The organism is Ottowia cancrivicina, from assembly GCF_029813755.1.
GTDB lineage: Bacteria > Pseudomonadota > Gammaproteobacteria > Burkholderiales > Burkholderiaceae_C > Ottowia > Ottowia massiliensis.
Map to the genome: position 1 here is coordinate 82,211 of NZ_JARVII010000006.1, position 23,657 is coordinate 105,867.

Annotated in this window: 16 protein-coding genes and 1 tRNA gene; 5 read left to right on the forward strand and 12 right to left on the reverse strand. The window is 66.2% G+C overall.

What is annotated here, in order from left to right; genetic code table 11:
* Nucleotides 1–325: 325 nt before the first annotated feature.
* Entirely contained in the window at nt 326–2,674 is a 2,349-nt protein-coding gene (locus QB898_RS04620) for a penicillin-binding protein 1A (protein ID WP_428982733.1), read from the forward strand.
* Nucleotides 2,675–3,198: 524 nt separating this feature from the next.
* Here QB898_RS04620 and htpG read toward each other — a convergent pair.
* From htpG to fabD, 6 genes are all read right to left on the reverse strand, one after another.
* The gene (gene htpG, locus QB898_RS04625) at nt 3,199–5,196 is read right to left on the reverse strand and encodes a molecular chaperone HtpG (protein ID WP_279523989.1); all 1,998 of its coding nucleotides are present in this window, start codon (nt 5,194–5,196) and stop codon (nt 3,199–3,201) included.
* A gap of 415 nt (nt 5,197–5,611) precedes the next feature.
* Nucleotides 5,612–5,995 (reverse strand): thiosulfate sulfurtransferase PspE, encoded by a 384-nt coding sequence (gene pspE, locus QB898_RS04630; protein ID WP_279523990.1) that lies wholly within the window; start codon nt 5,993–5,995, stop codon nt 5,612–5,614.
* A 145-nt stretch (nt 5,996–6,140) separates the two neighbouring features.
* Entirely contained in the window at nt 6,141–7,391 is a 1,251-nt protein-coding gene (fabF, locus tag QB898_RS04635) for a beta-ketoacyl-ACP synthase II (protein WP_279523991.1), read from the reverse strand.
* Between the two features lie 154 nt (nt 7,392–7,545).
* Nucleotides 7,546–7,785, reverse strand: a complete 240-nt coding sequence (gene acpP, locus QB898_RS04640) for an acyl carrier protein (protein WP_279523992.1) — start codon at nt 7,783–7,785, stop codon at nt 7,546–7,548.
* 88 nt (nt 7,786–7,873) lie between these two features.
* The gene (fabG, locus tag QB898_RS04645) at nt 7,874–8,617 is read right to left on the reverse strand and encodes a 3-oxoacyl-ACP reductase FabG (RefSeq protein ID WP_279523993.1); all 744 of its coding nucleotides are present in this window, start codon (nt 8,615–8,617) and stop codon (nt 7,874–7,876) included.
* Nucleotides 8,618–8,685: 68 nt separating this feature from the next.
* Nucleotides 8,686–9,627: an ACP S-malonyltransferase gene (gene fabD, locus QB898_RS04650; RefSeq protein ID WP_279523994.1), complete on the reverse strand. Its 942-nt coding sequence runs from the start codon at nt 9,625–9,627 to the stop codon at nt 8,686–8,688.
* Between the two features lie 279 nt (nt 9,628–9,906).
* Here fabD and QB898_RS04655 point away from each other — a divergent pair, with 279 nt between their 5' ends.
* Nucleotides 9,907–11,115: an MFS transporter gene (locus QB898_RS04655; RefSeq protein WP_050715057.1), complete on the forward strand. Its 1,209-nt coding sequence runs from the start codon at nt 9,907–9,909 to the stop codon at nt 11,113–11,115.
* A 214-nt stretch (nt 11,116–11,329) separates the two neighbouring features.
* Here QB898_RS04655 and QB898_RS04660 read toward each other — a convergent pair whose 3' ends face one another.
* The 4 genes from QB898_RS04660 to QB898_RS04675 form a co-directional block, all read right to left on the reverse strand.
* Nucleotides 11,330–12,967, reverse strand: a complete 1,638-nt coding sequence (locus QB898_RS04660; protein WP_279523995.1) for a PepSY domain-containing protein — start codon at nt 12,965–12,967, stop codon at nt 11,330–11,332.
* A gap of 21 nt (nt 12,968–12,988) precedes the next feature.
* Nucleotides 12,989–15,199 carry a TonB-dependent receptor gene (locus QB898_RS04665; RefSeq protein WP_279523996.1) on the reverse strand — a complete coding sequence of 737 codons (2,211 nt, stop codon included), beginning with the start codon at nt 15,197–15,199 and terminating at the stop codon, nt 12,989–12,991.
* 184 nt (nt 15,200–15,383) lie between these two features.
* Complete coding sequence (locus tag QB898_RS04670) at nt 15,384–17,606, reverse strand: TonB-dependent receptor (RefSeq protein ID WP_279523997.1); 2,223 nt, start codon at nt 17,604–17,606, stop codon at nt 15,384–15,386.
* Between the two features lie 169 nt (nt 17,607–17,775).
* A complete protein-coding gene (locus tag QB898_RS04675) occupies nt 17,776–18,156 on the reverse strand; it encodes a DUF2946 domain-containing protein (RefSeq protein WP_279523998.1) in 381 nt (126 codons plus the stop codon).
* Between the two features lie 105 nt (nt 18,157–18,261).
* Here QB898_RS04675 and cobA point away from each other — a divergent pair, with 105 nt between their 5' ends.
* Nucleotides 18,262–19,104: a uroporphyrinogen-III C-methyltransferase gene (gene cobA, locus QB898_RS04680; protein ID WP_279523999.1), complete on the forward strand. Its 843-nt coding sequence runs from the start codon at nt 18,262–18,264 to the stop codon at nt 19,102–19,104.
* A 171-nt stretch (nt 19,105–19,275) separates the two neighbouring features.
* Here cobA and QB898_RS04685 read toward each other — a convergent pair.
* Nucleotides 19,276–19,352, reverse strand: a tRNA-Ile gene (locus tag QB898_RS04685).
* Between the two features lie 42 nt (nt 19,353–19,394).
* Entirely contained in the window at nt 19,395–20,576 is a 1,182-nt protein-coding gene (gene hrcA / locus QB898_RS04690) for a heat-inducible transcriptional repressor HrcA (RefSeq protein WP_428982731.1), read from the reverse strand.
* Between the two features lie 55 nt (nt 20,577–20,631).
* Between hrcA and QB898_RS04695 the strand changes: the two genes are divergently transcribed.
* Both QB898_RS04695 and QB898_RS04700 read left to right on the forward strand, forming a co-directional pair.
* On the forward strand, nt 20,632–21,924 hold the full coding sequence (locus tag QB898_RS04695; RefSeq protein WP_428982732.1) for a Y-family DNA polymerase: 1,293 nt from the start codon (nt 20,632–20,634) through the stop codon (nt 21,922–21,924).
* 566 nt (nt 21,925–22,490) lie between these two features.
* Nucleotides 22,491–23,477, forward strand: coding sequence for a hypothetical protein (locus QB898_RS04700; RefSeq protein WP_279524001.1), 987 nt, complete (start codon nt 22,491–22,493; stop codon nt 23,475–23,477).
* The last annotated feature ends 180 nt before the right edge of the window (nt 23,478–23,657 follow it).

A 23,657-nucleotide genomic window follows, 5' to 3' on the forward strand; every position in this document is an offset into this window, starting at 1 on the left:
TTCCTTACGAATTCGCTCAAATCCTAGCAGCAAACCCATCGCCAAGGAAAGAAAAGCCGCCTGTTCGCCCCTACAAAGTGTTGCCAAGAACTAACAAATGCAACCTTCGCTCACGCTCTGTTCTCGGCAGCTCACGCACGGCTACAGATCGCGCCAAAAGGGCGTTGCGCAGGTTGATAGACTGGCAGGCTTGCTGCGCAAGGCCGTGCGCTGATGGTCGCATGAAACCTTGCTTTTCCCAGACAGGGGCGGCGTCAAACGTTAAAAAAACCCGCAATTTGTGAACAAAACCACACCTTCCCGTGCTGGCGACGCCACGCCGCCGATGACGCGCCGCGTTCTGAAATTCTGTGCTGGCATTCTGATCACGCTGGCAGCCATGGCGGCCAGCGCGGCTTTTGTGCTCGGCATCGCCTTTGCCTTGGCCTACTCCAATCTGCCAGACATCTCCGAGCTGCTGAACTATTACCCCAAGCAGCCCTTGCGCGTGTACAGCGCCGATGGCGATCTGATCGGCGAGTTCGGCGAAGAGCGCCGCAGCATGGTGCCCGTCAATGACATTCCCAAAGTGATGCGCGATGCCGTGGTGGCCATTGAAGACGCGCGCTTTTACCAGCATGGCGGTGTGGACTACATCGGCGTTTTGCGCGCCGCTCTCGCCAACTTGCGCCGCGTCAAAAGCCAAGGCGCCTCCACCATCACCATGCAGGTGGCGCGCAACGCCTACCTCAGCCCGGAAAAGTCCTACACCCGCAAGCTCTACGAGATGCTGCTCACCTACAAGCTCGAGCAGCAGCTCACCAAAGACCAGATTCTTGAGATCTATATGAACCAGATCTATCTGGGCAACCGCTCCTACGGCTTTGCGGCAGCGGCCGAAACCTACTTCGGCAAGCCCCTGCAAGACATCTCGCTGGCTGAAGCGGCCATGCTGGCCGGGCTGCCGCAAGCGCCTTCGGCCAACAACCCCATCAGCAATCTGCCGCGTGCGCGCATCCGCCAGCATTACATCCTGGACCGCATGGCCGCCCACCATTTCATCACGCAGGCCGAAGCGGATGAAGCCAAAAAAGAGCCGCTGAACATCCGCCCCCCCGTCAAGCCCACCACGATACCTGCCGAGTACGCCGCCGAAATGGCCCGCCAGCTCATCTACGCCCAGTACGGCGATGAAACCTACACGCGCGGGCTGAACGTGTACACCACCATCCAGAGCCGCGAGCAAAGCGCCGCCTACACCGCCGTACGCGACGGCATCATGAACTACGAGCGCCGGCAGGTGTACCGGGGGCCTGAAAAATTCATCGACTTGCCGCAAGACGCCCAGGGCATCATGGACGCCGTGGACGACGCGCTTGACAGCCACCCCGACAACGGCGACCTGCTGGCCGCCGTCGTGCTGGAAGCCTCGCCCAAAAAAGTCATCGTTCTGCCCCGCAGCGGCAGCCTCATCGAAATCACTGGCAACGGCCTGCGCCCGGCGCAATCGGGCCTTTCGCCCAAGGCGCGGCCCGCCGTGCGCATCCGTCCTGGCGCCATCATCCGCATCATGCAGGTGGGCAAGGAATGGCACATCACGCAGCAGCCTGAAGTGGAAAGCGCGCTGGTGGCGCTTGATCCGCGCACCGGCGCCATCGAGGCCATGGTGGGCGGCTTCGACTTCGCCAAAAACAAGTTCAACCACGCCACGCAAGCCTGGCGCCAGCCCGGCTCCAGCTTCAAGCCCTTCATCTACTCCGCCGGGCTGGAAGCGGGCATGTCGCCGGCCACTGTCATCAATGACACCCCGTTGTATTTCGACGCCAGCGTCACCGGCGGCAAGCCCTGGGAGCCCAAAAACTACGACGGCTCCTTTGAAGGCCCGATGACCATGCGCCGCGCGTTGATGCGCTCCAAGAACATGGTCTCCATCCGCATCCTGCAAGCCGTCACCCCGCAAGTGGGGCAAGAGTGGGTCACGCGCTTTGGCTTTGACGCCGACAAGCAGCCGCCCTATCTGCCCATGGCGCTCGGCTCCGGCTCCGTCACCCCGCTGCAAATGGCCGCCGCTTTTGCCGTCTTTGCCAATGGCGGGCATCTCGTGCAGCCCTACCTCATCACCCGCATCACCGACAGCAATGGCCGCACTCTCGTCGAAACGCCTGCGCCCGAGCTGACGGAAGAAAACCGCGTCATCAGCGCCCGCAACGCCTTCATCACCGGCACCATGCTGCAAGACGTGGCCCGCGCCGGCACCGCCGCCCGCGCCCAAAGCACGCTCAAACGCAGCGATCTCTACGGCAAAACCGGCACCACCAATGACGCCGTGGACGCCTGGTTCGTCGGCTACCAGCCCACCCTCGTGGCCGCCGTGTGGATGGGCTACGACCAGCCGCGCAACCTGGGCAGCCGCGAAACCGGCGGCGGCCTGAGCCTGCCCATCTGGATTGACTTCATGCGCACCGCCCTCAGCGGCGTGCCCGTGGCGCAAGTCAAGCCGCCCGAAGGCGTGACCCGCTCCAGCGGCGACTGGACCTACACCGAATACGCCAACGGCTCCGGCATCACCCACCTGGACGGCGCAGGGCAGGAAAGCGACTCCTTCCTGGACGATGACGACGGCAGCGCCAGCCAGCCCGCCACAGGCGCGCCCCGGACTGAGCGCAACCGCATCCTCGATCTGTTCCAGAACTGAGCTTGGCGCGAAGGCAGGCGCAAGAAAACGAAGGAAAGAGCGGCTCCCGCGTCCTCCTGCTGGCTGGCCGCACGGCGGCATCCCGACCGGCAATCGCCATGCGCGGCCACGGCGCATGCGCTGCATCGGCCCGCCTCACGCCTGTTTCAGGCTGGCCGCGCTTCCTCGCCGGCACATTTCCAGCACATTTCTGGCGTGCTCCCGGCGCACTCGCCGCTGCCCTGAATCAGCTCCTCTATTCATAGCATGAGGTCCTAGTGAAAACTGCGCAAATGCCGTTTTAGACCTGTTGAATTTGCTCCTCTTTTAATAAACCTGCCGCCCCCGCAGAGACATCGCCCCGCCCCTCAAACCGCCGATTTCCCTGCCGCCATGAAACAGAAAAGGGCGCTCCAAGCGCCCTTTGCCTTTGCGGAAAGCAGCTCACAGTCTGCCCGCGAGGAGCAGCAGATCAGAACGGCTGCAAGGAGCGAACCGCCCGGGTCCGCGCTTTTGCCCCCACGCAGCAGACTGCGAACGGAGCCTCACGGCTGCAGCCAGGCATTCACCCGCCGCACGTAGGCGGCAGGGTCGGCGGGCATTTGCCCTTCGGCCAGCAGGGCCTGGTCAAAGAGGATGTGCGCCAGATCGCCAAAGCGCGCATCGCCGCTTTCCAGGCCCGCCAGCCGCTGGACCAGCGGATGGGCGGGGTTGATTTCCAGCACGGGCTTGACATCGGGCACGCTCTGGCCGGCCTGGCGCAGCAGGCGCGCCATTTGCAGGCTCATGCCGCCGTCTTCAGCCACCAGGCAGGCGGGCGAATCCACCAGGCGGGCCGTGGCGCGCACGTCGGCGGTTTCGTCCTTGAGGGCTTCTTTCAGGCGGGCAATCAGCGGGGCGGCGGCGGCATGGGCTTGGTCGGCGGCTTTCTTTTCGGCCTCGTTTTGCAAATCGCCCAAATCCACCGCGCCGCGCGCCACAGACTGCATGGGCGTGCCGTCAAACGCCTGCACAAAGTTCATGGCCCATTCGTCCACGCGGTCGCTCATGAGCAGCACTTCGATGCCTTTTTGGCGGAACAGCTCCAGCTGCGGGCTGCTTTGCGCGGCAGCGGGCGTTTCGGCGGTGAGGTAGTAAATGGCCTTCTGGCCCTCTTTCATGCGCGCCTTGTAATCGGCCAGGCTGGTGCTGGCGTGCGTGGTGGAGGCGTAGCGCGCCAGGCCCAGCAGGCGCTCGCGCTGGGCAGCGTCTTCGCCCAGCCCTTCCTTGAGCACGGCGCCAAAAGCGCGCCAGAAAACGGCGTATTTGCCGCCTTCGGGCTGCGGGTTTTCCGGCTGGCCTGCTTCTTTGGCATCTTCTGCCTTGGCGTCCGCCGGGCTTGGTTCCGCGCTTTTCGCTTCGCTTTGCTTGGCCAGCTCTTCCAGCATGGACAGCACGCGGCGCGTGTTGCCTTCGCGGATGGCTTTGACGTCGCGGCTTTGCTGGAGCAGCTCGCGGCTGACGTTCAGCGGCAAATCGGCCGAATCGACCACGCCTTTGACAAAGCGCAGATAGCGCGGCAGCAGCTGCTCGGCGTCGTCCATGATGAACACGCGCCGCACGTAGAGCTTGATGCCGGTTTTCTGCGTGCGGTCCCACAAGTCTTGCGTGGCGTGCTGCGGGATGTAGAGCAGCTGCGTGTATTCGGCGTTGCCTTCCACGCGGTTGTGGCTCCAGGCCAGCGGCGGCTGCCAGTCGTGCGCCAGGTGTTTGTAGAAGTCTTCGTATTGCGCGTCGGTGATGTCTTTGCGCGGGCGCGCCCACAAGGCCGTGGCCTGGTTCACGGTTTCCCACTCGCCGGTTTTCACCATGCGGCCGGGCTGGCCTTCTTGCGGGCTGTCTTCCCACTTTTCGCCTTCCATCTGAATGGGCAGGTCGATGTGGTCGGCGTACTTGGCAATCAGCTCGCGCAAGCGCCAGCCGTCGGCAAATTCCAGCGCGTCTTCGCGCAAGTGCAGCGTCACGCTCGTGCCGCGCTCTTCGCGGGTGATGGGGGCCACTTCAAAGTCGCCCGCGCCTTCGCTGCTCCAGCGCACGCCTTGCTCGGGCGGCAGGCCCGCGCGGCGCGATTCAACCGTGATGCGATCGGCCACGATGAAGCCCGCGTAAAAGCCCACGCCAAACTGGCCGATCAGCTGCGCGTCCTGCTTTTGGTCGCCCGAGAGGCGGCTCATGAATTCGCGCGTGCCGCTTTTGGCGATGGTGCCCAGATTGGCCACGGCCTCTTGCCCGCTCATGCCGATGCCGGTGTCGGCCACCGTGAGCGTGCGCGCGGCCTTGTCAAAGCTGATGCGCACGCGCAAATCAGGCTGGCCGCCATACAGGCTGGCGTCCGACAGCGCCTCAAAGCGCAGCTTATCGCACGCGTCCGAAGCGTTGGAAATCAGCTCGCGCAAGAAGATTTCGCGGTTGGAGTAAAGCGAGTGGGTGACTAGATGCAGCAGCTGCGCCACTTCGGCCTGAAAAGCGTGCTTCTGGGGATTTAAGGAATCTGCGGTGCTCATGCGTTCTTTCTCATCAAAAAAACAATGCCGCCGCACATAAGGCCGCCACTGGCAGCTTCAAGGCTGAACAGCCGCACGCAAGACCCGCGCAGCTGATGCTTGCAAAGCTGCCCTCAGAACAGGTTCTCTGGCTGGTATTTCAGCCTAGCAGCATCAAAAACAAGAGCAAATTCAAGGCATCGAAATACGGCTTTGCGCACATTCCACTAGGACATCACGCTATGAATAAAGAAGCGAAATACAGCCATCTATCCAGTGCCCGTACCCACATCCTGCTCTTTCCGCCCTCTCAGCCAGGCTTTGGACAGGTCCCCGGCGCGCGCGACCGTCAAAGCAGAAAGCAGCAGGCGCAAAAAAAGCGCACCGCAAGCAGTGCGCCTTGCCGTGGCCGGGGTTGTCCGGGCAACCGCGCCAATCAGCTCAGGCCCTGGGCCTTCAGGTCTTCGTAGCCGCCCTGGTTGGTTACGTTCTTGTAGCCCAGCTCGCGCATGATTTGCTCGGCTTGGCCGGAGCGGCGGCCGCTGCGGCAATACAAATGCACGGCGGCATTTTTGTCGGGCACGGCGGACTGAATGCGCTCGGCAAACTCCTGCAAGGGAATGTTGGCCGCGTCTTTCAGGTGGCCTTGGCCGTACTCTTCGGGCGTGCGTACGTCAATCCAGATGCCGGGGGCTTTGGTGACGGCGGGTGAAGCCTGGGCGGCAGAAGCAGTCATGTGTGCAGCGGTGGAAGAAGGGGTTTGCGCGCAGGCGGTCAGCGAAGCGAAGGCGGCCAGCGCGGCCAGAAGCAGTTTTTGCATGTGAATGGAAAACAAGGCTGAAAAAAGGCGCGAGTCTAGAAGCGCCTGGCCTTGCCGGCTGACAGGGCCGGCTGATATGCCAGTGTTTTTCAGGGGGATTCCAAGCAGGCCTTGCCAAAACACGGATCAGTGGCATGCAGCCGCTTCACACGCGCGTGAACACCAAAGAGCCATTGGTGCCGCCAAAGCCGAAGTTGTTTTTCAGGGCGGCTTGCAGCCTGACATCGCGCGCGGTATTGGCGCAGTAGTCCAGGTCGCACTCGGGATCGGGCGTGTGCAGATTGATGGTGGGCGGCACTTTCTGGTGGTGCAGGGCCAGCACGGTGAAGATGCTTTCAATGCCGCCCGCGCCGCCCAGCAGGTGCCCGGTCATGGACTTGGTGGAGCTGATCACGAGCCTGCGCGCCTGTTCGCCAAAAGCGGCCTTGATGGCGTTGGTTTCATTGATGTCGCCCAGCGGCGTGGAGGTGCCGTGGGCGTTGATGTAGTCCAGCTCGTCAGCGTTCAGCCCCGCATCGCGCAGGGCCGCCTGCATGGCGCGGCGGGGGCCGTCCACATTGGGGGCGGTGATGTGGCTGGCGTCGCCGCTCATGCCAAAGCCAGCCAGCTCGGCGTAAATCTTCGCGCCGCGCGCCTTGGCGCGTTCGTACTCTTCCAGCACCAGAATGCCCGCGCCTTCGCCCAGCACGAAACCATCGCGCTCCTTGTCCCACGGACGGGAAGCGGCGGCAGGGTCGTCGTTGCGGGTGGAGAGGGCGCGCATGGCGGCAAAGCCGCCCACGCCCAGCGGCGAAACCGTGGATTCAGCGCCGCCGGCCACCACCACATCGGCATCGCCATACTGGATGAGGCGCGCGCCCTGGCCGATGCAGTGCAGCCCCGTTGAGCAGGCCGTGGCCAGCGTGAGATTGGGGCCTTTGAAGCCGAATTTGATGGAAACATGCCCTGCCAGCAAATTGACGATGGAGGCGGGCACGAAAAAGGGCGAAATGCGGCGCGGGCCGCGCTGGGCGTAATCGGCGCAGGTTTCCTCGATCATGGGCAGGCCGCCGATACCGGAGCCGATGACGCAGGCAATGCGCTCGGCCTGCGCCCCATCCAGCGCCTCGCCCGTGGGCAGGCCCGCATCGGCCACGGCTTCGGCGGCGGCGACCAGGCCGTACTTGATGAAGGTGTCCATCGTTTTGGCTTCCTTGGTGGAAACCACGGCGGACACATCCAGCCCCTTGACTTCGCCCGCAATGCGGCAGGCAAAAGCCGATGTATCAAAACGGGTGATGGCGGTGATGCCGCTCTGGCCTGCCAGCAGGCTGGCCCAGCTCTGGCTGACGTCGTTGCCGACGGGGCTGACGCAGCCCAGGCCGGTGACGACAACGCGGCGACGGTGTTGGCTCATCTTGTCTTGCTCCACAAAATCAAAGGGCCAACAGCAAAACTCCCGCAGACGGGAGCGGGCCTGTCGGCGGGAGTGGCCTTGCAAGCGGCGGCCTGGACCGGGCGATCATGGAGCGCCAGGCAGCGCGCCTGCTGACGGCATGCGCGTGGGCCGGTCAGGCTGCCTTCTTGGTGTTGGCGTAGTCGATGGCCGCCTGAACCGTGGTGATTTTTTCGGCGTCTTCGTCCGGAATTTCGATGCCAAACTCGTCTTCCAGGGCCATCACCAGTTCCACATTGTCCAGAGAATCAGCGCCCAGATCGGCCACGAATGCTTTTTCGTTGGTGACCTGGGACTCTTCCACGCCAAGCTGCTCGGCGATGATTTTCTTGACACGTGCTTCGATATCGCTCATGGATTCCCTCTAAGGGTTGTGAAAAACAGGGGATTCTAGCCGCGCTTGCAGAGAGCGCTGGCGCGGCCTGCCGCAGCATCGGCGGCCTTCAGTCCATGAACATGCCGCCATTGACGTGCAGCTGCTGCCCGGTCACATACGCCGCGCCGGGGCTGGCCAGCCAGGCCACGGCATGGGCCACTTCTTCAGCCGTGCCCATGCGGCCCAGCGGAATTTGCGCGGCCAGCGCCTTTTGCTGCTCTTCGGGCAGCACGGCCGTCATGTCGGTGGCAATAAAGCCCGGGGCCACGCAATTGACCGTCACGCCCCGGCTGGCCAGCTCGCGCGCCAGCGCGCGCGTCATGCCCGCCACGCCCGCCTTGGCCGCCGCGTAGTTGGCCTGGCCGGGGTTGCCCGTGGCGCCCACCACGCTGGTGATATTGACGATGCGCCCATAGCGCTGCTTCATCATGGGCCGCATCACGGCGCGGCTCATGCGAAAGACGGCCGTGAGATTGGTTTCCAGCACTGCGTTCCAGTCTTCGTCTTTCATGCGCATGGCCAGCGTGTCGCGCGTGATGCCGGCGTTGTTCACCAGCACATGCAGCGCGCCGTGCTCCTTGACGATGGACTCCGCCAGCGCTTCGCACGCCGCGCCATCGCGCACGTCCAGCGTCACGCCCTTGCAGCCCGGCCAGGCGGCCAGCGCCGCCGAAATCTTCTGCGCGCCTTCATCTGACGTGGCCGTGCCAATCACGGCCATGCCGCCAGCCGCCAGCGTCTGGGCAATGGCTGCGCCAATGCCGCGCGTGGCGCCCGTGACCAGGGCGATTTGTTGGGTTGAACCGGTCATGAAAACTTCACTCCTTCCATTGATGAAACTTGAAATGGCGGCCAGCAAACGCCTCGCCGGGCCGCGAATTACAGCGCCTTGACCTGCGCCAGCGTCGCCGGGTCATACAGGGCGGCGCTCGCCAGGCTGTCGTCAATCCGCTTGGTCATGCCTGCCAGCGCCTTGCCGGGGCCGCATTCGACGATGGCCGCAGCGCCCAGCGCCTTGAGCTTTTGCACGCATTCCACCCAGCGCACAGGGCTGAAAGCCTGGCGGTAGAGCGCGTCGCGGATGCGGGCCGGGTCGCTTTCCACCGCCACGTCCACGTTGTTCACCACGGGAATTTGCGGCGCGGCCAGTGTCACGCCCTCCAGCGCGGCTTTGAGTTTTTCAGCGGCGGGCTTCATCAGGCTGGAGTGAAACGGGGCCGAAACCGGCAGCGGCAGCGCACGCCGCGCGCCCATTTCCTTGAGAACGCCGCAGGCCTTGTCCACCGCCGCTTTCGTGCCGGCAATCACGGTTTGCGTCAGGTCGTTGAAGTTCACGGCTTCCACCACTTCTGCCGGGTTGTTCATGGCCCGCGTGGCTTCGGCGCAGCCCTGGCGCACCTGGGCCGCATCCAGCCCCAGAATGGCCGCCATCGCCCCGGCGCCCACGGGCACGGCTTGCTGCATGGCCGTGGCGCGCAGGCGCACCAGCGGCGCGGCTTGCGCCAGCGTGAGCGCGCCAGCGGCCACCAGCGCCGAATACTCGCCCAGCGAATGCCCGGCCACGGCCACCGGCAGGCCGCCGCCCTCGGCGCGCCAGGCGCGCCAGCAGGCCACGCCCGCCGCCAGCATCACGGGCTGGGTGTTGGCAGTCAGTTGCAGCGCTTCTTTCGGGCCTTCGTGAATCAGGCGGGCCAGGTCTTCGCCCAGCGCGTCGCTGGCTTCGCTCAGCGTCTCGCGCACGGCGGGGTGTTCGCCCCAGGCATCCAGCATGCCGGCCGATTGGGATCCCTGCCCGGGAAAAACGAAGGCGAAAGCAGTCATGACGTGTATTTCCTTTGCAATATTGAAGTGTGTGAACGGCCTGTGCGCGGCCTGCAAGCGCGATTTTCAGCGGTATCCGCCCGCCGCCTTCGAAACGCGCTGGATTTTTCGGGGCCTGCTTGCAAGTTGCCCGTCAAGGGCCAAAACCCGGGAGCCGGGTTGGGCTGCAAGGGGCAAATCGCCCGCAAGTCTTGGTGAAACGGGCGCGAGCCACTATGCTTTTTGCAGCAACCCGAACCGGCTCCGGGCGGCACAATCCGCGGTCTTTTTTTCTCTCCTATGTCTTCTCCTTCTTGCGAGGCTGCGGCCCCACTGGCGCGTCCGGAGCGCTTTCCCGTTGCAGCCATGCTGGCCATGGCCGTGGGCGGCTTTGGCATCGGCACGGGCGAGTTCGTCATCATGGGTTTGCTGCCCGAGGTGGCCAAGGGCCTGCAAGTGAACATTGCGCAGGCGGGGCGCGCCATCAGCGCGTATGCGGCGGGCGTGATGGTGGGCGCGCCGGTGCTGGCGGTGCTGACGGCCCAATGGCAGCGGCGCTGGCTGCTGGTGGCGATGATGCTGGCGTACGCGCTGGGCAATTTCGCCAGTGCGCTCGCGCCGGGGTATCCGTCCCTGATAGCGCTGCGCTTTGTGGCCGGGCTGCCGCACGGCACGTACTTTGGCGCGGCGGCTCTGGTGGCGGCCGCGCTGGCGCCGCCGGGGCGGCGGGCCACGTCCGTGGCGCTGGTGATGACGGGGCTGACGGCGGCCACCGTGGTTGGCGTGCCGCTGGCCACCTGGGCGGGCGAGTTTTTCGGCTGGCGCGCCGCTTTCGCGCTGGTGGGCTGCAATGCGCTGGCGGCTGCGTGGCTGATCCAGCGCCACGTGCCCGCGCAGTCCGCTCCGGCGCAAGGCAGCGTGCTGGATGAACTCTCGGCGCTGCGGCTGCCGCAGGTGTGGCTCACGCTGGGCGTGGCGGCCATTGGCTTTGGCGGGCTGTTCGCGGTGTTCAGCTACATCAAGCCGACGCTGCTGCATGTCAGCCACATGCCGCAGTCCTGGGTGCCGCTGACGCTTTCGCTGTTTGGCATGGGCATGGTGGCGGGCAATCTGGCAGGCGCGCGGCTGGCGGACCGGTGGCTGATGCCTTCAATCGCGGGCGTTCTGGTCTGGGCGCTGGCCGTGATGGCGCTGTTTTACTGGGCGGCGCTGTGGCCGGTGACGGCGGCTGCGGGCCTGTTTCTGGTGGGCACCATTGGCGCGCTGGGCGTGGGCACGCAGATGCGGCTGATGGATGTGGCGGGCAAGGCGCAGTCGCTGGCTTCGGCGCTGAATCAGTCGGCTTTCAATCTGGCCAACGCGCTGGGCGCGTGGCTGGGCGGCGCGGCCATTGAGGCAGGCTGGGGCTGGCGTTCCACCAGCTGGGTGGGCGCGGCGCTGGCGCTGGGCGGCCTGGGCATGTTCGCGGCCTGCCTGTGGACGGCGCGGCGCGAGAGCCTGCGCGCCTGAGAACCTGTTCATGGCCTGGCCCAGACAGGAGCGCGAAGCAAAGCGGAGCAGGCTGGGCACAGCCAGCAGGCCGCATGACGCTATTTCGCTCTCTTATTCATAGCATGACGTCCTAGTGGAAACTGCGCAAGAGGCATTTTTAACCCTCTTGAATTTGCTCCTGTTTCTGGTGATGCCTGGCAGGCGAGAAACCGCCTGGGAGCGCCGTTTCCAATTAGCTGCCCGCCCTGCGCGCCTTGCGGTTCAAGGCGCGCGCCTGCCGCGCTTTCAGCGCCAGGCGGCGCGCGCCGATGACCACGCCCGTCAGGCTCAGGGCCGCGCCGCCCAGGCTCAGAGCCAGCATGAAGGCGTCCCACAAGGGGCGGCGCTCCAGCAGGGGCAGCCAGTCCCAGCTGTGCAGCAGGGTGAAAAGCCAGCGGCTGGCGCGGCGGGCGCGGTCGGTGCGCTCCAGCACTTGCGCCGTGCGGGGATCGACGTAAACCCAGCTGGCGTGTTCGTCGTCAAAAACCAGGCGCAGCACGGGCAGCGGGCGGTTGGCGTGGCCGCCGGTCATGGTGTGGTCGGCGCGGGGGTAGTAGTAGAAGTCGTAGGCCGTGAGCATTTGCGCCTGGGCCACGGGGGCGGGCAGCAGGCGGGCGGCGGCTTGCTGCACTTCGCTGGCGGGCAGATCCAGCGGGGCGGCATCGCGCGCGTCCAGCACGCGGGGCGCGCCGGGCCGCTGGCTGTCAAAGGCCAGCGCGAGCGTGCGGCCCAGGGCGGGCTGCCAGCGCAGTTCGCGGACAGGGGCCGCGCGGGAATCGGCAGGCGAAGCGGCCGCCAGCAGCGCCTGCGGCGCGGCCCATTCGCTGGCGCGCCCGGGCAGCAGGGGGCCGCCTTGCAGCGCCTTGATTTGCAACGGTTCGGCCTGGCTGCTGAACACGCCCAGCGGGTTCATGGACATCAGCCCGCTGAAAACCCAGGCGCAAGCCGCCAGCGCAAACAGCATGCCGCTGGCATGGTGCCAGCGCATCATGGGCTGCGGGAAGGGCGTGCGCCTGCCGGTGCGGTAGGGCTGCCCGAAGCGCCAGCGCCAGATGCCCACCGCCGCGCCGGTCAGGACGGCCACGCAGCCGAGCGCGGCCAGGGTGTCGATGATGAGCGCCCACCACGCATCCCACGCGCCGCCCCGGAACATGTAGAGCCAATGCAGCCAGGAGCCCAGGTAGTTCCAGCCGCGCTCGCTGCGCGTGGCGTCGCGCACGACCTCGCCTGTGCGGCTGGAGACATACAGCTGCGTGCCCGCCGCGTCATGCAGCTGCACGTGGTGCAGCGGGCGGTGCGCGTCCAGCGCGGCGGAATGGGTGTGGGCGTCTTCTTCCACCAGGCCCAGATAGGAGACGGCAGCGGGCGGCGCTTGCGTTGATTCGGCGGCGGCCTCTTCAGCTGCCCACGCAGCGGCGCTGGCCAGGGCGTGGCGGGTGTCGAACGGCTGCGAATCCAGCCGCTGGCCGGTGTGCGCGTCGATCAGAATGGGCGGCACAGACTGCGGTCTGCGGCCCGCCATGCGGCCGTCTGCGCCAGACATGTCAGGCGTGGCGAAATACACCGCCTGCGCGCTGCTGCTGACGGCCAGCCGCAACGCAGCCAGCGGCTGATGCACGCCCGCCGCCTCCAGCGCCTGCTGCGGCGCCAGCAGCCCGGCCTGCCCTTGCAGCGGCGGCAGGTGCGCCAGCCGCTCGGCTTCGGTGAGCTTGGGGTGGCCCACATACATCATGACCATGCCGGAGACAAACCAGCACACAAACAGCCAGCTCAGGACAATGCCCAGCCAGCGGTGAACGAGGAACGGCCAGCGTTTGGGGTGAAAGTTCATGAGGGCCTTGGCAGACGTTATTCAGAAACGCCATTTCACGCCGATTTCATAGCTGCGCGGCGGCGCCAGCATGGCCTGTGTTCCGCTGTAGTGCACGGCGTGGGCATACAGGGCGTTGGTGGCGTTGCGCACGCGAAAGGTGATTTCGGTTTGCGGGCTAGCTTGCCAGGCGGCTGACAGATCAAGCGTGGCGTAGGCGGGCAAGGTGGCGGTGTTGGCGTCGTTCACGTACACGCGCGAGAGGCGGCGCAGCCAGGCGTCGAACTGCCAGGCGGGAGCGGGCCGCCAGCCTAGGCCAAGGTTGAGGGCGAGGGCGGGCGTCATGGGCGGGCGATGGCCGTTGTAGGAGACGGGCGGGTTGCCGCTTTGGTAGTCGTCATAGCGCGCCCGCACCCAGGCAGCGTTGGCCTGTAGCTGCCACTGTGGCGCGGGCCGCCAGGCGGCAGTGAGTTCCAGTCCGCGCGAAGACTGCTGGCCAATGGCGATGCGGTCGGCGGGGCGCTGCGGGTCAGGCACGAAAACGTTGCGCTTGCGGATGTCGTAGAGCGCCACCGTCCACTCGCCTCTGCCTTCCCAGAGCGATTGCTTGACGCCTATTTCCGCTTGCCGGGCCGTGGTCAGACGCAGCTGGCTTTGCTGGGGGTTGGCCAGCAGCAGGGTGCTGCCCGGCTCGGCAGCAGTGGACAGCGATGCGTAAAGGTGCAGGTCCGGCACAGCCTCATACACCACGCCTGCGCGCCAGGCGGTGTAGCGGTGCGTTTTGCGCGCCTGCGGGTGGCCGCTGCGGTCCAGCCAGAGCCAGCGGCCCTGAATGCGTTCGTGCCGCAGACCGGTCATGAGCTTGAGTTGCGGGGTGATTTCCAGCAGGTCTTCCAGATAAAGACTGGCCTGGCGCACGGTGGTTTCTCGTGCGGGCGTCTTGGCGCGGCCCACGCTGCCGAAGCGGGTGACGACAGGAGGCTGCCAGGCGCTGACTTCATCGCGCCCGCCGTAATCGTTGCGCCAGGAGGCAAATTGCAGGCGGCTGAGGTCCACGCCCGCCAGCAGGCGGTTGGGGCGGCCCGCGATCTGGTTGCGGCGCAGCACGTCAAGCCGACCGCCGATGAGGTCGCGGTGGTGGTCCAGATTCACCCATGAAGAGCGCTGCACGCGCTGGCTGGCCGGAGCGGCGCCGCCCAGCCAGACGAATTTTTCGATATTGCGCCAGTCGCTGAAGCCCTTGAGCGCGTAGAGGCGCCCGTCCACTTGCCAGCCGGGGGCGGCGTCCCATTGCAGGTGGACGCGCAGCCAAGTGTTGCGCGCCTTGAAGATGCCATCTTCAAGCTGGTTGTAGTTGATGTGGCGCAGCGCTCCGGCCAGGCGGCCATTGATCAGAGGCGTGCCGTAATAGACGTTGCGGGTGTTGTCGCTGGCGTGATCCAGTGCCAGCGTCAGGCGCAGGCGTGCGCTGAAGCGGGCCAGCAGCGAGGCGTTGAGCTGGTTTTTGACCGTGCGCACAGCCTGCACGGGGCTGTGGGCATGAGCGCCCGCGTAGTCCAGCCGCCAGGCCAGCGTGTCCGCCTTGAGCGCGCCGCCCGCGCCTAAGTGCAGGCGGTGGGCGCGGTGACTGCCCAGGCTGTAATCCAGCTCCGGACGCTGGCGCTCGAAGCTGGCTTCGCGCGTGATGAGGTTCACCACCGCGCCCGTGCCCCAGGCCCCATGCAGCACGGAAGAGGGGCCGCGCAGCACTTCGATGCGGGCGAGGTTGCCGGTGTCAAGCACGCGGCTGGACGTGACCGCGCCGCCCGGAATAGGCAGGCCGTTGTAGAGCAAGCTCACGCCGCCAGCGAAGCCGCGCGCCGAAAAGGAGGCGGGCGAACCGGGGGTATGGCTGGCGCTCAGGCCCGCCGCCTTTTCGGCTGCTTCGAGTACGGTGCGGTCGCCGCGCGACTGCATGGCGGCCCGGCCCAGCACTTCAACGCTGGCGGGAATGTCCTTGATGGGAGCCTCCAGCCGCGAGGCGGTGGCCGCCGCCGACTCCAGCGGCACGGTGCGGCGGGCCAGGGCATCGCCATCGTCTGCGCCGTCCTCCACACCACTGGCCGCAACGGTGACGGCGGGCAGGCTGGCCTCGGCATAGGAAGAAGCATTTGAGAAGGGGCGCTGCGGGTGTTTTTGCGGAAGGTTCTGTGCGGCGGCAGGCAGCGCCAACAGGGCGGCGCTCAGGGCGCAGGAGGCGGGGTGAACTCGCATGGCAATTCCTTCGCGGCGCGTAGGCCGCTCATGCTCATTGAAAAAAGGAGCGGATTTAGCGGGGTCAAAAACGGCTCTTGCGCCCTTTCCACTAGGACCTCATGCTCCAATTAGAGGAGCAAAATCAAAGGGCGGAGCAAGACGCGAGCGGAATGAACGCCCGCGTCTGGGCGCTTTGGCCGGGTCAGAAGGACAGGTGCAGCGTCAGATCAAACGCACGGGGCGCGCCGAGGTAGGCCATGTTTTTGCCTGAACCCATTTCGGTGGCGTAGACCTTGTCGGTGGCGTTGCGCACGCGAAAGTCCAGCGTGGCGCCGGGGCGCATCTGCCAGCTCAGGCCCAGGTCAAGCAGGGTGTAGGCGGGCCAGTGCAGGGTGTTGGCCGCGTCGGCATAAATCTTGCTGACGTGGCGCAGGCCTGCGCTGGCTTTGAGCGCGGGGGTGATGCCGTAGGTGACCCAGAGGTTGGCGATGGTGTCGGGCGAGTTGGTGGGGCGTTTGCCTGCCATGGAGACGCCGTTGATGTAGAAGCTGTCGTACTTGGCGCGTGAATGGCCTATGTTGCCTTCCAGCAGCCACCTGGGCGTGGGGCGCAGGCTGATGGCCGCTTCCACGCCGCGCGAGGACTGCTGGCCCACGAGCAGGGTCAGCCGCCGGTTGTTGGGGTCTTGCGTGGCAAGGTTTTTGCGCGTGATGTGGTAGGCGGCGAGGGTGGCCGCGCCTTGCCCGTTCCAGAAGCTGAACTTGGCGCCGGCCTCGAACTGGCGGCCCTTGGTGAGGTCGGTGTAGTTGAGCAGGGCGTCGGCGGAGGCAGTGGTGAGAATGCCTGCTGGCGGATCGGCGGCCGTGGCGTATTGGGCGTAGAAGGTCATGCCGGGCGAGGCGTCCCACACCAGGCCCAGCCGCCCGGTGGTGGGGTGGTAGTTGCGGCTGAGGGTTGCAGGGTTGCTGGCGGTGACGCGGCCGTGGTTGGTCAGGTGCAGCCGCAGGCGCTCATGCCGCAGGGCCGTGACGAGATGCAGGCCGTGGACGAGCGCAGTGCGGTTTTCGGCATACAGCGCCAGGGTTTTGACGCGGTTGGTGCGCAGCGGCACGAGCATGGGGGAGAGGCCCGGAATGGTGAAGAAGCGCTCGGTCTGGAAGTTCCAGGGATCGACGATGCTCACGTAGTCATCGTCGTATTTCGGATAGCGCGTCTGGCGGTTGTGGCTGATGTCCAGGCCAAAAGCCCAGTCGCTGGCGCGGCCCGCGATGGCGCTTTTCCACACGCCGTCAATACGGTTGCCCACCAGGCGCTGCTCATGGCGCTGCAAGAGAGCGTCCACGCGGCGCACGGCAGTGTTGGTGCTGTTGAACGAATAAACCTCCACGTTGCGGTAGTCGCGCCGCGCGTCATAGGCATAGAAGGTGTTTTTCAGGCTGAAGGCGCTGCTGGCCTGCCATTCGGTCACGGAGCGCAGCCACTGCACGCGCTGGGCATAGACGCCGTCGATGCTGTTGTAGTTCTTGAAGCGCGTGGAGCGGTCAATGCGGCCCACTGCGCCCACGGGCTGGAGCAGCGGAGTGCCCCAGTAGGGGCGGTCCACGTGCTCGGTCTGGTATTCATACGCCAGCAGATGCGAGAGGGCGGGCGTGAGGTCGCTCAGCAGCGAAGTGGCGATTTGCGTGGCGCGCGACTGCATGCCTTCCACATGGCTGTGCGCGCGGCGGTGGTTCACGTCCAGCCGCAGGTGGTGGTCGCCGTGGCGTGCGCCCTCGCCTGCGATGCGGCGGTTCAGGCCCACGCTGGCTTCGCCCAAGCGGTGGCTGCCCAGGCGCAGGCGGCCTTCGGTGATGGGGGTGCGCTCGGCGGTTTTGGTGACGTAGTTCACCGTGCCGCCCACGCCGCCCGCGCCATACAGAAAGCTGGAAGCGCCGCCGATGGCTTCGGCGCGGTCGTAAATCCAGCTGTCCACCGGGCGGGCGGCAATGCTGTATTGCACGTTGATGCCGTTGAAGAGGTGATTGACGGAAGCGCCCGTGAAGCCCCGGTAGCTGGAGCGGATGGCGCCGGGCGAATCGCTGGCGGTGGCGCCCGGAACGCCTTGCAGCATTTCCTGCGTGGTGCGCGCGCCGCGCGCCTCGATGCTGGCGCGGTTCACCACGGTGACGACGGCGGGCGTCTGCCGCGCTGTCAGCCCCAGGCGGCTGCCGGTGTAGGAAGGCGTATCAAGCAGGACCTTGGCGGGTTGCTCCTGCGTGGAGTCGTCCACGACGACTTCTGGCAGGGCGGCCTGGGCTTCGGATTTCTTGCCGTCGCGCGGGGCGCGGGCATCTTCAGAGGACTGGGCCAGGGCAGGCGCGCACAGCAGCGCCAGAGCCGCACCCATCGCCACAGGGTGGAGGCGAAAAACAGAGAGGTTGAACATGAAAAAAGGAAAAGACGCGTTGCAGGGCAAAAAAAATGGCCTCGAAAGGCGGGCCATGTGTGCTTGGCTGCAAGGCGGCCGGGCGGGCGAGCGCATCCACAGAAACGAAAGAGAGATACGCCTGTGCGCCAGGGGTCGGAAAGCGCGGCAGGCGTATAGAAAGCCTGCGCTAACCCGCCACGGACGCCTCGCCTGCAGGAGGCCCCCGCGCAGGCAGTGGCGGTCCCGCCAGAGCGGCGGTCCGTGGCGCTGGCTTCAGCGCAATGAGCTGCCCCTGGGGCACGGGGCTTGGCTCGAAAACGTGCGCAAATGGCGTGGGCAGCATGACTGCCAGGCACATGGCGCAATCCAGTGTGTGGTGATGCAGGCTTTCGCCAAATTTCTCGCCGTTTTCAGTGACGAAATACGCCCCATCGGCGGCGCACACCAGCTGCATGGGCTTGGGGTGGACGATGGGCGAAAGCCCCGCCACCGCCAGCGTCAGCGCGAACCACGCCAGCGCCAACCGGGCTAGCCGGTTCATGCGGGTGAGTGCGCGCAAGGTCTGCATACTGGAAAAGGAATAAGGGCGCTTAGATTCTAGGGGGAGAGTTTGCATATCATCGCGCGCCGCCTGATGATCGGTCTTCAAAATTGACTTGTGTCAAGTTACAAAATGATGATTTCCCACGATGGCGGGTCAGCCATTTCTGGCGATCTGCTTTTGCGCCTGCACGCCAGCGCCCCCCTGCCGCCGGGTGGCGTGGCGCTCATTGGCGCGGGGCCGGGCGACCCCGAGCTGCTCACCTTGCGCGCGCTGCGGCGGCTGCAACAGGCCGACGTGGTGCTGCACGACAACCTGGTGTCGCCCGCCATTCTTGACTTCGTGCCGCCGCGCGCAGAGCGTATCAACGTGGGCAAGCGGCCCGGCCATCACTCCTGGACGCAGCAGGCCATTTGCCAGTGTCTGGCTGACAAGGCCCTGTCGGGTCTGCGCGTGGCGCGCCTGAAAGGGGGCGATCCCTTCGTGTTTGGCCGGGGCGGGGAAGAAATGCAGGCGCTGCTGCCGCTGGGCATCAGCGTGGAAGTGGTGCCGGGCATCACCACCGCGCTGGGCGCAGCGGCCGCGCTGGGCTTTCCGCTCACGCACCGCGACTTCGCGCAAAGCTGCGTGTTCGTTACCGGCCATCTCAAGGATCACAGCGTGCGGCTGAACTGGCCCGCGCTGGCCCAGCCCCAGCAGACCGTGGCCATCTACATGGGCGTGACGGGGCTGGAGGCCATTGCCCGCGAATTGCAGGCCGCCGGCCTTGCCGCCGCCACGCCAGCGGCGCTCGTTCACCGTGTGACCTGTCCGCAGCAGCAGGTGTGGTTCAGCACCCTCGCCGATCTGCCCGAAACGGCGCGCCGCCACGCCGTCAAGCCGCCTGCCTTGCTGGTGATTGGCGAAGTGGTGCGTCTGGCGGCGCAATGGCCCGCTGAACAGCATCAGAAAGAGGAGCAAATTCAAAGGGCATAAAAAGCCGTTTTGCGCAGGTTCCACTAGGATTCAATGCTATGAATCAAGGAGCTGGGCCGTGCCCGCCTGCCCGGCTCTGCCCATTTGAGGCGCAGGCAAAAGGGGCGCATTGGATTCATGCCGCGCCGCAAAAGAAAAGGGGTTGCGAAAGCCGCAACCCCTTGATTTGACTGGTAGGGCGTGTTGGACTTGAACCAACGACCAAGGGATTATGAGTCCCCTGCTCTGACCAACTGAGCTAACGCCCCCTTTTGAGAATCTGTTCCGAGAACGGATGAAGGGCGCGAATTCTAGCGACAGCCCTGCGTGTTCAAGGCATTGCTGACCAGGCGGGCCGTGATGTCCACGATGTCAATGACTTTTTCGTAAGGCATGCGCGTGGGGCCGATGACGGCCAGGGTGCCCACCACCTGCCCGTCGGCCTCGTAAGGGGCGCTGACCACGGAGAGGTCTTCCACCGGCACGGTCTGGCTTTCGCCACCGATGAAGATGCGCACGCCGGCGGCGCGGCTGGAGGTGTCCAGCAGGCGCATGAGCTGGGTTTTCTGCTCGAACAGATCGAACGCGCGGCGCAGCTGGTTCATGTCGCTGGAAAAGTCGCTCACGGCCAGCAGGTTGCGCTCGCCGGCAATCACCACGTCGCCTTGCGCCTGGTGCATGGCTTCGCTGCCGGCTTGCACAGCGGCATGCATGAGCTGGGCGACTTCGCCGCGCAGCGTTTCCACTTCCTGCTGAAGGCGCTCGCGCACTTGCTCGATGGCCATGCCGCCGTAGTGCGCGTTCAGGTAGTTGGCCGCTTCGGCCAGTTGGGCCTGCGTGTGCCCGGCTTCGGTAAAGAGCACGCGGTTTTGCACGTCGCCATCGGGCGTGACGATGATGAGCAGCACGCGCCGCTCGGAAAGGCGCACGAATTCGATGTGGCGGAAAACGGATGAACGCCTGGGCGCCTGCACCACGCCCACGAATTGCGACAGGCTGGAGAGCAGCTGCGCGGCGCTGGCAATCACCTGCCGGGGCTGGCCGGCGGGCAGCTCCGTGGGGCATTCAGCCGGCCATTCGGCAAGCCGCTCGGCGGGCGCGTCATCGGGCGCGGCCTTGGCGGGGCGCGCGGTGAGCATGGTGTCCACAAACAGCCGGTAGCCGCGCGCCGTGGGCACGCGCCCGGCGGAGGTGTGCGGACTGGCAATCAGGCCCAGCGCTTCCAGATCGCTCATCACGTTGCGAATGGTGGCGGGCGACAAGTCCAGCCCCGCCGCGCGCGAAAGCGTGCGCGAGCCAACGGGCTGCCCCTCGGCGATGTAGCGCTCAATCAGCGCCTTCAGCAGCACACGGGAGCGGTCGTCAAGCATGGGCGGCGATTTTAGGAAGCTGTCCACAATCTGCCCGTGGGCGCGAAAAGCGCGGAATCGGGCGCTCTGCGGCGCTGCAAATTCTTGATGGACCACAAGGCCCATCTGCGCCTTGCAGCTCATTCCGTTTGCGCACTTTCAGCCCTCACGGCCAGAACATGAACAGTCTCTGAAAGTCATGCCCTCCGCGCTCCCTGATGCCGCTTTTGATGCCGCTTTTGACGCCGCTTTTGACGCCGCCCCGGCGGGCGAGGCCCTGCCGCGCCGCATCGCCCATCTGGACATGGACGCCTTTTATGCCAGCGTCGAATGGCTGCGCTACCCGCAGCTCAAGGGCCTGCCCGTGGTCATCGGCGGCGGGCGGCGCAACGAAGCGCGCATGCTGCAAGAGCTGAATGCGCGCTACCCCGAAAGGCGCTGGACGGGCGCTGACATGGCCGCCGTGCCCGTGGACTTCTTTCCCCGCCTGGCCAGCTACGCGGGCCGGGGCGTCATCACCACCGCCAGCTACGCGGCGCGGCAGTTCGGCGTGGGATCGGCCATGGGCCTGATGAAAGCCGCGCGCCTGTGCCCGCAAGCCCTTTTGCTGCCGGCGGACTTTGACGAATACCGCCGCTGCTCGCGCGCCTTCAAGGCCGTCATCCTTGAAATCGCCCCCGTCATGCAAGACCGTGGCATCGACGAAGTGTTCATCGACTTCACCCACGTGCCCGGCGGCCAGCGCGAAGGCGGGCGCGTGCTCGCGCGGCTGCTGCAAAAAAGCATCTTCGAGGCCACGGGCCTGACTTGCTCCATCGGCGTGGCCCCCAACAAACTGCTGGCCAAAATGGCCAGCGAATTCAACAAGCCCAACGGCATCAGCATCGTGCGCGAAGCCGACTTGCAGCCGCTCATCTGGCCGCTGCCATGCCGCAAGATCAACGGCATCGGCCCCAAGCTCGATGCGCGCCTGCAAGCGCTGGGCATCCGCACCATTGGCGAGCTGGCCGCGCGCGAGCGCCTGTGGCTGATGCGCCATTTCGGCCCCACCCACGGCGCCTGGCTGCACGACGCCGCCTGGGGGCGTGACGACCGCCCCGTCACCACCCACAGCGAACCCGTCAGCATGAGCCGCGAAACCACCTTCGAGCGCGATTTGCACGCCGTGGCCGACCGCGCCGAGCTGGGCGCCATCTTCACCCGCCTGTGCGAGCAAGTCGCCAGCGACCTGGCCCGCAAAGGCTACGAAGGCCGCACCATCGGCATCAAACTGCGCTACGCCAACTTCAAAACCGCCACGCGCGACACCACCGTGGAAAGCTACACGCAAGACGCCCGCCGCATCCGCCAGGTGGCCGGCCAATGCCTCAAGCGCGTGGACCTCACGGCGCGCCTGCGCCTGCTGGGCGTGCGCGTGGGCACGCTGCGCAAGGCCGGCACGCCCGCCAGCGCCCCGGCCGCCGCGCCAGCCGAAACCGGCTGGCTTTTCTGAACAGGCTCTGCCGCCTGCGAACAGGCGCTCAAGCCCGCAACGCCTCTGCACTTGGCCGAAGCACATCAAAAAAAGGAGCTAATTCAAGGGCGGAAAAAACCGTTTTGCGCTCTTTCCACTAGGACATCATGCTATGGATAGAGGAGCTGAATTGAGGCGCTCTCCGCATCCATCTCCTGCCTGCCGCCCAAGCCAGCGTGGCCAGCGCCACGCGCCCGGCAGGCCGCCCGAGGCCGGGCTTGGGCGCCCATGCCCATAGACAGGCGTTGCAGGCATTGGACAGATTCTGAAGAGCGGCCATCAAAGGCCACGGCATCGCCCCGGCCCCGCAGCGCCTTGGCGGCAGACGGCTTGGCCGCTGGCCGCCTGCCTGCCTGCCTTCCGCCCAAGGCCGCTGAAACAGGCCGCTCGTGCGCCGGCAACCGCCCGCAAACCCAGGCGCAGCGGGCGCAGGCCGCTCTTTTTTTCGGCAGCAGCGCGCGGCCCGCCCGCCCTGCGCCGCGCCCCTCTTGCGGCTGCCTTGCGCCCGCTGCACGCCAGATTCCATGCCCGAAAATCGCCCGCCGATGAACCCCGTTGTGCACATTCCCCTGCCTTTCGCCGCCACCGCCGTGGCGGTAGACGCGCACTGCGCCCGTGCCGCACTGGCCTCGCCCGGCGGCGGCGGGCTGCACGTGGTGGATCTGGAAAACGTCACCGCGCAGGCCGTTCCCTCCTCGGCGCAGGCCGACACGCACCCGGCCGCCCTGCGCTGGCATGGCCGCTGGCTGTGCGCGGCGGGCGAAACCGGCGCGCGGCTCGACGTGTGGGACGCCGAAAACGGCCTGGCGCTGGCGCACTCGCTGGGCATGGGCGGCATGGCCATCCGCAGCATGGACGTGGACCCCGCCACGGGCCGCGCCGTGCTGCTGCTCAAGCCGCAAGCGGCGGCGCAGGGCGGCAGCCATGCAGGGCATACAGGCCAGCCCGGCTGCCTGGCCGAAGTGGACCTGGCCAGCGGCCAGCTGCTGGACGAAGCCCCGCTGCCCGAAGGCATGTGGCCCTGCGTCGCCTACGGCAGCGCGGGCGGCATTTGCGTGGCAGGCGTGGCGCGTGCGGAACATGCGGAACGTGGCAAGGGAGGCAGGCAGGGCCGCGCGCTGGCGCTGCTCAGCGGCAGCGCATGCAGCCGCCTGCGCAGCCTGGAAATTGCCGCGCTGCCCGGCACCGACATGCTCATACCCGCCTTCATCGCCCTGGCGGGCGGCGCGTGCGTGGTGGCGGCGGCGTCATTCCAGCGGCAGGCGTTCTACGTGAAAGAAGGCGGGCTGGACGGCGGCGCGCCCTGGCAGGAACTGCGCTTTGCGGACGAGCGCTGCCTGGCGCTGGCCGCCGCCACCCGCGCCAGCGTGCTGGCCCTGACCGAAGCCGGCGACGCCCCCGGCTCGCTATGGCTGACCAACCTGCTCCAGCCCGCGCAGCGCCTGCGCCTGCACGGCACGCCCCTGTGCATGGACGCACAAGCGGGCCGCGTGCTCGTCAGCGCCGACCAGAGCCTGACGCTGCTGGCCTGAGCGCGTCAAAATTTGTTGCAAAATCGGCTCCGCCACGCGCCGAAATGGAATTTCTCCTTTTAAATCAACGAGTTATGAGTTATAATATGAACAGCCAACAGCCAACAGCCAACAGCCAACAGCCAACAGCCAACAGCCAACAGCCAACAGCCAACAGCCAACAGCCAACAGCCAACAGCC

What these genes read in the sequence shown, in the direction of transcription:
- fabF (WP_279523991.1), bottom strand. Translation starts at nt 7,391, where the DNA reads ATGAGCCAACACCGTCGCCGCGTTGTCGTCACCGGCCTGGGCTGCGTC.
- QB898_RS04620 (WP_428982733.1), top strand. Translation starts at nt 326, where the DNA reads ATGACGCGCCGCGTTCTGAAATTCTGTGCTGGCATTCTGATCACGCTG.
- acpP (WP_279523992.1), bottom strand. Translation starts at nt 7,785, where the DNA reads ATGAGCGATATCGAAGCACGTGTCAAGAAAATCATCGCCGAGCAGCTT.
- pspE (WP_279523990.1), bottom strand. Translation starts at nt 5,995, where the DNA reads ATGCAAAAACTGCTTCTGGCCGCGCTGGCCGCCTTCGCTTCGCTGACC.
- hrcA (WP_428982731.1), bottom strand. Translation starts at nt 20,576, where the DNA reads ATGAGCTGCAAGGCGCAGATGGGCCTTGTGGTCCATCAAGAATTTGCA.
- fabG (WP_279523993.1), bottom strand. Translation starts at nt 8,617, where the DNA reads ATGACCGGTTCAACCCAACAAATCGCCCTGGTCACGGGCGCCACGCGC.
- fabD (WP_279523994.1), bottom strand. Translation starts at nt 9,627, where the DNA reads ATGACTGCTTTCGCCTTCGTTTTTCCCGGGCAGGGATCCCAATCGGCC.
- cobA (WP_279523999.1), top strand. Translation starts at nt 18,262, where the DNA reads ATGATGATTTCCCACGATGGCGGGTCAGCCATTTCTGGCGATCTGCTT.
- QB898_RS04665 (WP_279523996.1), bottom strand. Translation starts at nt 15,199, where the DNA reads ATGCGAGTTCACCCCGCCTCCTGCGCCCTGAGCGCCGCCCTGTTGGCG.
- QB898_RS04660 (WP_279523995.1), bottom strand. Translation starts at nt 12,967, where the DNA reads ATGAACTTTCACCCCAAACGCTGGCCGTTCCTCGTTCACCGCTGGCTG.
- QB898_RS04655 (WP_050715057.1), top strand. Translation starts at nt 9,907, where the DNA reads ATGTCTTCTCCTTCTTGCGAGGCTGCGGCCCCACTGGCGCGTCCGGAG.
- htpG (WP_279523989.1), bottom strand. Translation starts at nt 5,196, where the DNA reads ATGAGCACCGCAGATTCCTTAAATCCCCAGAAGCACGCTTTTCAGGCC.
- QB898_RS04670 (WP_279523997.1), bottom strand. Translation starts at nt 17,606, where the DNA reads ATGTTCAACCTCTCTGTTTTTCGCCTCCACCCTGTGGCGATGGGTGCG.
- QB898_RS04675 (WP_279523998.1), bottom strand. Translation starts at nt 18,156, where the DNA reads ATGCAGACCTTGCGCGCACTCACCCGCATGAACCGGCTAGCCCGGTTG.
- QB898_RS04695 (WP_428982732.1), top strand. Translation starts at nt 20,632, where the DNA reads ATGCCCTCCGCGCTCCCTGATGCCGCTTTTGATGCCGCTTTTGACGCC.
- QB898_RS04700 (WP_279524001.1), top strand. Translation starts at nt 22,491, where the DNA reads ATGAACCCCGTTGTGCACATTCCCCTGCCTTTCGCCGCCACCGCCGTG.